Annotated in this window: 8 protein-coding genes; 5 read left to right on the top strand and 3 right to left on the bottom strand. The window is 63.3% G+C overall.

Features of this window, described 5'->3' with window-relative positions; genetic code table 11:
* Together GHT07_RS20935 and GHT07_RS20930 are read right to left on the bottom strand one after the other, a co-directional pair.
* A partial coding sequence (locus GHT07_RS20935) for an RHS repeat protein (protein WP_194793006.1) occupies window positions 1–1,047 on the bottom strand: 1,047 nt, incomplete at its 3' end.
* Between the two features lie 155 nt (window positions 1,048–1,202).
* The gene (locus tag GHT07_RS20930; RefSeq protein ID WP_153587035.1) at window positions 1,203–2,462 is read right to left on the bottom strand and encodes a TolB family protein; all 1,260 of its coding nucleotides are present in this window, start codon (window positions 2,460–2,462) and stop codon (window positions 1,203–1,205) included.
* Window positions 2,463–2,614: 152 nt separating this feature from the next.
* On the opposite strand from GHT07_RS20930, the gene GHT07_RS20925 reads away from it, so the two are divergent.
* Together GHT07_RS20925 and GHT07_RS20920 are read left to right on the top strand one after the other, a co-directional pair.
* Entirely contained in the window at window positions 2,615–3,439 is an 825-nt protein-coding gene (locus GHT07_RS20925) for a hypothetical protein (protein WP_153587034.1), read from the top strand.
* Between the two features lie 139 nt (window positions 3,440–3,578).
* Entirely contained in the window at window positions 3,579–3,914 is a 336-nt protein-coding gene (locus GHT07_RS20920) for a hypothetical protein (RefSeq protein WP_153587033.1), read from the top strand.
* A gap of 171 nt (window positions 3,915–4,085) precedes the next feature.
* Here the strand turns inward: GHT07_RS20920 and GHT07_RS20915 are convergent, their stop codons facing one another.
* A complete protein-coding gene (locus tag GHT07_RS20915) occupies window positions 4,086–4,964 on the bottom strand; it encodes a restriction endonuclease (RefSeq protein ID WP_153587032.1) in 879 nt (292 codons plus the stop codon).
* Between the two features lie 80 nt (window positions 4,965–5,044).
* On the opposite strand from GHT07_RS20915, the gene GHT07_RS20910 reads away from it, so the two are divergent.
* The 3 genes from GHT07_RS20910 (at window position 5,045) to GHT07_RS20900 (ending at window position 7,139) form a co-directional block, all read left to right on the top strand.
* Window positions 5,045–5,662, top strand: coding sequence for a DUF938 domain-containing protein (locus GHT07_RS20910; RefSeq protein ID WP_153587031.1), 618 nt, complete (start codon window positions 5,045–5,047; stop codon window positions 5,660–5,662).
* Window positions 5,663–5,730: 68 nt separating this feature from the next.
* The gene (locus GHT07_RS20905; protein WP_153587030.1) at window positions 5,731–6,324 is read left to right on the top strand and encodes a hypothetical protein; all 594 of its coding nucleotides are present in this window, start codon (window positions 5,731–5,733) and stop codon (window positions 6,322–6,324) included.
* Window positions 6,321–7,139: a class I SAM-dependent methyltransferase gene (locus GHT07_RS20900; RefSeq protein ID WP_153587029.1), complete on the top strand. Its 819-nt coding sequence runs from the start codon at window positions 6,321–6,323 to the stop codon at window positions 7,137–7,139. Before GHT07_RS20905 ends, GHT07_RS20900 begins: the two co-directional genes overlap by 4 nt.
* Window positions 7,140–7,159: the final 20 nt, after the last annotated feature.

Raw genomic sequence — 7,159 nt, 5'->3', positions numbered from 1 at the left:
ATCGACGTTGGCATTCACGTAAGAGAAGGCGTGCTCCAGTTGCCCACCGACGTCAATCTCGCTCAGGCGACCGGCTGCGTTGTAGAGGAAGTCGCTCGTCACATTGGCGGGCGTGGTGACGCGCGTCTTCAGGCCTGTCGCGTCGTAATTCAACGTCGTCACGCGGCCCAGCGCATCGGTGATGCTCACCACGCGCTGCTGCGCGTCGTAGCCGAACTTGAGCGAGGAGTTGTCTTTCTGGGCAATCGTCTCGATGCGGTTGCTGGTGCCCACGTAGCTGTAGGTGGTCCAGTACGACACGCCGTCGGCCGTGCTGCCATCAGCGGGCGTGAGGTCCACCGTCACGCGCGTCATGCGGTGGCTCGTGTCCCAGTCGTAATGCACGCGCTTGGTGACCGTGCCAGCCACTACTGATGTTGTGACGTCCGTGAGGTCGCCCGCAGCGGAATAGAGGTACGCCACAGTCTCACCGTTTGCCCCGACCGAGCTCGCCAGGCGTCCTTGCGCGTTGTACGTATGAACAATACGGTTGCCTTGGATGTCTTCCGTGCTTACCAGACGCCCGTTCGCGTCGTACCGCTCGACGGTGCCGGTCGCGCCATCCGTCCAGATGTACTGACCCGTACCAGCATCGCGCGTGATCGTGTCGTTTGCGCCCGCGCCCGCCGTCGTGAAGTACGACGAACTCGCCGCATCCCACGTATACGTGGCCTCGGCTCCATCAAAGTCCGTGCGGGTGATCGTGACTGCGCCCCAGGTCGTGGGCACAGTCACCTTCTGGCGTGAAACCCCCACCGCCCAACTATCCTGCACCCCGCCCACGATCTTGCCGGCGCTGTTGTATGTGCGCACCGCCGACACATCCAGCCCGTACGCGGCCACAAAGTCGTCCTGGTCGCGCAGTACCAAATTGCCGTTGCTGGCGTTCACAAACACCTGCTCGCCGCTGCGGCCCGCGCCCGACGATCCAACGCTGCCTTGCTGGCCCAGCGTGGCCAATGAAGTGAGTGACAAACCCAGGCTGTTGCCCGAAACAATCGCGACCATGCTGTGTGAATCCTGTTGGTTGTTCTTGGGGACAGTCATGTCCCTTCAAACCAATACGTCCACACGCAGCGCAAATCGTTTAGCGCTAGAGCAAGAAAAGTCTAAAAACTATCCTTTTGTCTTGGTCGCCATACTGATACAGGGATCTCGCAGCCCTACCCCGCCACCATCACGTCATTGACTACCGCCGCCGTCAGCGCGTGCTTCGTCGCGCCGCCCGCTTCGATCGCGAACACGCCGCGGCCGTTGGTATAGACCACCGTCCCGTCGGGCGCGATGTCGTAGGAGGCTACGCTGGTGGCCAGCACGCGTTCTTCGCCTTGCGGGCTGCGCCGCACAAGTTGCCAGTCAGCCGGCACGAGCGACGGCACGCCGTGCACCGGGCGCGCTTCGCGCAGCGCCTTCTCCGCGTCGATGCGCTTGCCCTGCACCAGGATGTTCTTCCAGTCGGCTTCCACCTTCGGCCCGTTGGCGCTGGTGAGCGGCTTGCGGGTGTACATCATCGAAAAAAAGTTGAGGTAGTGAAACACCGCGCGCAGCAGCCGGAAAGGGAACAGCAGTGTGTCGAGCAGGATGTTCTTGGGGCTGTAACTCGGCAGCTCATAAGGCCGGCGGATGTAGTACAGGTGCCCGTCGCGCGACACGCGCGGGCGCAGGTGGTCAAACGCCGGGTCGTCCACGATGGGCGCCACCGAGTTCGACTCCATGTCGAGCGTCTGGATGCTGGCTGGCCCCTGCGCCACGATGTAGCCCTGCTCGTTGCGCGCAAAGCCCGACGACTGGAACAGCAGCCGGTGCGCCACGCCCGGTATCCACGCGGGCGCGCTGTCTTCTGTGTCGCCGCCCGTCACTTCGCGCATGCCGTTGCCTTCTTCGTCGAACACCACGATGTTCGCCTTGCCGCCCTTGTAGTGCGATGCCGCGGCCACGCGCTTTCCTTCGGGCGACACGGCCAGGTCAGAGATGTGCAACGCGGGCTTGAGCAGCAGGCGCAGCTCGCGCCCCGTCTGCGCTTCGCGGCGGAACACGCCGCCTACGGTGCCATCTTTCAACGCATAGAGCAGGCTGCCCGATGGTTCGTAAGCCGCGCTTGTGACGTTGATCGGTGTGTCTTGCGACTCGAAGCCGCGCCGCCCGCCGCCGGCCGCGATGTTGAAGGCCGTGCCTTCTTTCCAGCCCTGCTTTTGCGATGCGCGCTCGCGCCGGTCCATCTGCTCTTTGACGAAGGGGCTGTCGAGCACCGCGGGCTCACGCCCGGCTTCACGCAAGAACAATTGCCCGTTAGACAGGAATGCCAGCTCGCGGTCGGTGCTGCCCACCACGCCTGATTGCGGGCCTGAAGGCCCCGCATTCCACAACTTGAACAACAGAAAAATGACGATGGCTGCGACGAGCAGCGCTATCACTATCGGCATGGAGGTCCCCTTCGGCGGCAGTGTAGCTGAGGCATCTTTGCGCAATGGGTTCTGCCGCGAGCGCGGCGCGGCGGGTCGCGCCGCGCATTTAGAGGCGACTCCCGGCAGTGTTTGGTTGGCGTACTTCTACAGGTACGTTTAAATGAACAGCCATGGTTTACCCTGAACCAACTCGCCTCACCAGCCCATGGCTGATCGCACTTGCGATTGCGCTAGCCGGCATCGCGAGCGCTATCATCGGCTCTCTCGATGCAGCGGGCTCCACCAACGACAGTGCGGTTGGGCCTGCCCACCCGGTAGCAGCCAGGCATGCGCCTGCTCAAATCCAGATTGCCACGGGCCACAGTTTTGAGGATGCGGAAGTTTCCAAGCCGCAAGCCGTTGAATCGCTTTCTCAGCGCGTCGATCGCCTCGCTCAAGCTGGCACGCCCGACAAGGCGTTCGAGGCTGTGCAGATTCTCAACGCTTGTATCGACAGTCAATTGGCTGAACGAGAAGGCGCGCTGGCGACGGACCCCGATGAGAAAGCGGCCCTTCTGCGATACGGCAGCCCCAAAGAGAAATGCGCCAGCCTTTTGCCAGGGCAACTGGCACAACGCTTCACGCTGGTGATTCAAGCGGCGGAGGCGAGAGTTCCCAATGCTTACGTCACGATGGAGCAGATGGTTGATGACAACCCATACAACACGGAGCTTGCTGCCGCCGCCCGGCGCGTGATCCAACTCAATATTGCTGCCGCCGACCCACAGACTTTGCTGACTCAACACATGGACGCAGTCAGTTGCGCGCCCGCCGAATGCACGCCTGAAGACCTGGCCAGGGGGCTCACGCTATGGACGGCCTATCGCGTGGTCAAAAACAAGACCGGCCCGGACGAGATCCTGGACTCCCTGATTCGGGCGCTGGGTACGCAGCAGGCTCAGGCGGCCATTCAGGCGGGGGAGAAGATCGCGCTCGACGCGCACGCCAGGAAGTGAACGCAAACTCGACACCCGCCGAGGCCCCTGCCCTGCCCCGGTTGCCTTTCTTCTCCTTCAATTGAAGGATGTGCCTGTCACGGCTCTCGTGTACCGTCTCATTGCGACAGCAACCATCCAACGCAGAGAGGAAATCAACATGGCAGACGCACTTATCGCTATCTCCCAATCCGGGCCACTGCCCATCACCCAGGTTGTGAACATCCAGAACGACGGGCCTTCGCTCATCATGCTGTCGGCCTCGGCGTGGTCGCAAACGGCCAACACGATGATCGGCGTGGAGCTGGTGATCGATGGCGCGGTGGTCACATCGGCCATGCTCTTTTGCAACCCGACTGATCAGCACATGAGCCTGGTCTCCACGCCGGTGCCCTACACCTTCAGCTTTGGCCAGCACACGATCACCCTGCAAGCCGCGACGTCGACGACGGTGTCGGACTCGAATGATTTTTATGGGGTGACGCTGCTTTATTGACGTGGGCAGCGCACTCGCGCTCGGTGTGGGCACACCTCAAAAAAGCACGATAACCTAGAAATCAACCTACACGAAAACCTAGAAGTTGCCTTGAGGCAGCACCAGCGCGTACCTCGTTGCCCTGCCCTGACCTGTGCGTGTGAGCAAACCATGCGGTGGTTTCACGGAGATTCACCCCCGCGTCGCACGACACGCGGGAAAATTTGAGCAGCCCCAAAACTGGCCGCCTGAATTTGCCCCTTTTCTCGCCGTCCTGCGAATCATGGTCGCAGAGCAGATTGGGCATGAGGGAACTAACGAAGCCACGTTCGAGACACCAGACACTGGCCCGGATGTTGAATTCGAAGCGTCCATACGAGTGGCTGCGCCTGCCGTGCGGCTCGTGCGCGCTTGTTGCAGCAGACCAAACAGGTGCAGTCCGTCAATCAGCTTCACGTTGCGTCCTGACGCGAACGCCTGTGAATCGTTCGAGAACGATCCGGAGGTCACGACGAATCCGCCTACTGCGCCACGCGCCGCCATCACGCCATAGAGTTCGCGCACAACGCTCACGTCAACCATGAACGCCTTCCACTGCTTGCATTGCACAAGCCATGTTTCAGTGCCCTTGCGCAACACGAGATCGACGCCACCGTCCGCTCCGCCGCCACCGGTCTCCGTGACCTGGTACCCCTGAATTCGAAACGCTTCGCCCACAAGCAGTTCGAACTCCTGCCACGACATTCCATTCAACGCGTCGGCAGTTTTCGACCGCGTGACCGAGGCGACGAGCCCCTTGCGCTTCTTGCGCCCAATGAACGAGAGCCCTGCACCAAGTACACAGACCAAGGGCACGAGGAATTGGAGAACCGACGCTACGGTCGAAATGATGACACCCGTCATCGCGCTGCCTATCTGTCCAGGCTGTACGGACTTGATCGGCGGCGACGCGCTGAACGCATGAAACCCGAGGTAGGTAGCAACCGCGAGTGCAATGCCAGCCCACCATGGCAACAACGCGATCACATCCATCAGGTCTTCGAGGGGACCTTGCTTGCTTCGTCTTGTCATATCGCTCCCTTACTGCTTTGCACTCATCCTACCTCCAGCGTTTGCCGCCGACAATGCAAGCCAGCTCTCACTCAACTTCGATGTCTCTGCCCCTCCACAGCCCCGCCGCCGACCGCAACAAGGCCCCCATCCTCGCCACCCTCCAGCTAGCGCTGCCACCCAACGGCACCGCCCTGGAAATCGCCTCGGGCACCGGCCAGCACGTGGCGTGGTTCGCGGCGGCCATGCCGGGCTGGACATGGCAGCCCACTGACGCTGACGCCGAGTCGCTGCCTTCCATCGCCGCCTACACGAGCGAGGCGGGGCTGACCAACGTGCGCGCACCGCTGCTGCTTGATGTGTCCGCGCCCACCTGGCCCTCGCCAGCACAACCCTTCACCACGCCGTTCGACGCGATCTATTGCGCGAACATGATCCACATCTCGCCGTGGGCGACGTGCGCCGCACTCATGCAGGGCGCGGCGCGCCACCTCGCACCCCATGGGGTGCTGGTCACCTACGGCCCGTATCTCGAAGCTGATGTGCCCACGTCTCCGGGCAACGTCGCCTTTGACCAGTCCTTGCGTGAGCGCAACCCGGCGTGGGGCATTCGCCACCTCGATGAGGTCCGGGCGGAAGCACGGCGTGCCGGGCTGGCCCTGCGCGAGCGTCACGCGCTGCCGGCCAACAACCTGGCACTGGTGTTCGCGCGCAACTGAGCCGTGGCGTTGGCCAGGCTTCTTTGCTATCGTTTGCCTCACTGACTGGCGGCTGGAGGCGCTTCTACATGGGTATGTTCAGCTGGCTGCGCCGTATGGGCCGCCCTGCGGGCGAGGGCGAGTCGTCCGGGTTCTCGCGGCTGGACGCCGACTCGCGCTTTTCCTCCGGCAACAGCGGCGGGCACTCGCAAACGGCCCGCATGTCCACCAAGATCGAAGCGTCGGGCCTGCATTCCACGTCGAACGCGCCCATTACCGCCGCAGCGCGTTTCCGGCTGCGCAAAGACCTGATCCGCATGTGTCTGCGCGATGTGCTGCTCAAGGCCGGCATTCCCACTGAATGGATCCTGCCCGAGGTGCTGCTTGCGAGTTCGCGCAATGGCACGTCGGCGCTGCACCTGCGCCTTCGCATCGTGCGATGGGACGACCGCATTCCTGGCTACGCGCTGGTCATCCAGCGGCAGTTCGAACAGCGCATTCTGATGATGGACCCCGTCGCGCCCGAATGGATCTCGGGTATCTCGTGGCAGTTCGCGCTCGATGACGAGCCTGAGCTGCCAAAGCTGCCTCACCCCTCGGCATGGACTCGCCGGCCTGCCCCGGCGGAGCAGCCTGCCAACAAGCCCATGTTCCAGCCCACCTTGCCAGGTCAATCCCAATGAATCGAATCAGAAGTCTGCTCGCCCTTGCGGGCGCCACTGCATTGCTGGCGGCATGCGCCACAGCGCCGCAAGTGATCACGAGCGAACGCATTGCGGCCATCGTTGCCGCGCCCGACCGCGCCGAGGCCGATCGCATCAACGATGTGCGGCGCAAGCCTGCGCAGATGCTCGCCTTCATTGGCGTGCGGCCCGGCAGCACGGCGCTCGACGTGAGCGCGGCGCGCGGCTACACCACCGAGCTGATCGCGCGCGCCGTAGGCCCCGCCGGCAAGGTGTACGGCCAGAACCGGCCACGCGTCGAAGGCCCGGCAGCGCCGCCGCCGGCGCAGCCCGAGGGTATGGCTGCGCCCGCGCCTGCGCGCAGCGCCGCAGCACCAGCGCCCACGCTGGCCGAGCGCGCGAGCAAACCCGCCACGTCCAACATCGTTGCCGTGATGCGCCCGTTCGAAGATCCGGCGCCGCCTGAAGTGGCGAGCGCGGGGCTCGATCTCGTCACGCTGATGTTCAACTATCACGACTTTGGCCACATGGGCATCGACCGCGCGCGGATGAATGCTGCGTTGTTTCGGGCGCTCAAGCCGGGCGGCGTGTATGTGATTGCCGATCACTCCGGCCGGCCGGGCACGGGGATTTCCGAGGCGGGCACGCTGCACCGCGTCGAAGAGAACTTTGTCGTGAAAGAGGTGGAGGCTGCGGGCTTCAAGCTGCAGGCCGCGGGCAACTTCATGCGCAACCCGGCAGACCCGCGCGACAAGAACACGCCAGAGCCGCCGATGCCCAAGGACGAATTCGTCCTGAAGTTCGTCAAGCCCTGAGTTCACCAACCCTGAGTTCA

Source organism: Caenimonas koreensis DSM 17982 (assembly GCF_009646335.1).
GTDB lineage: Bacteria > Pseudomonadota > Gammaproteobacteria > Burkholderiales > Burkholderiaceae_C > Ramlibacter > Ramlibacter koreensis.
Note: the sequence above shows the minus strand (reverse complement) of the source record. Positions and strands in the feature narration are given on the sequence as shown.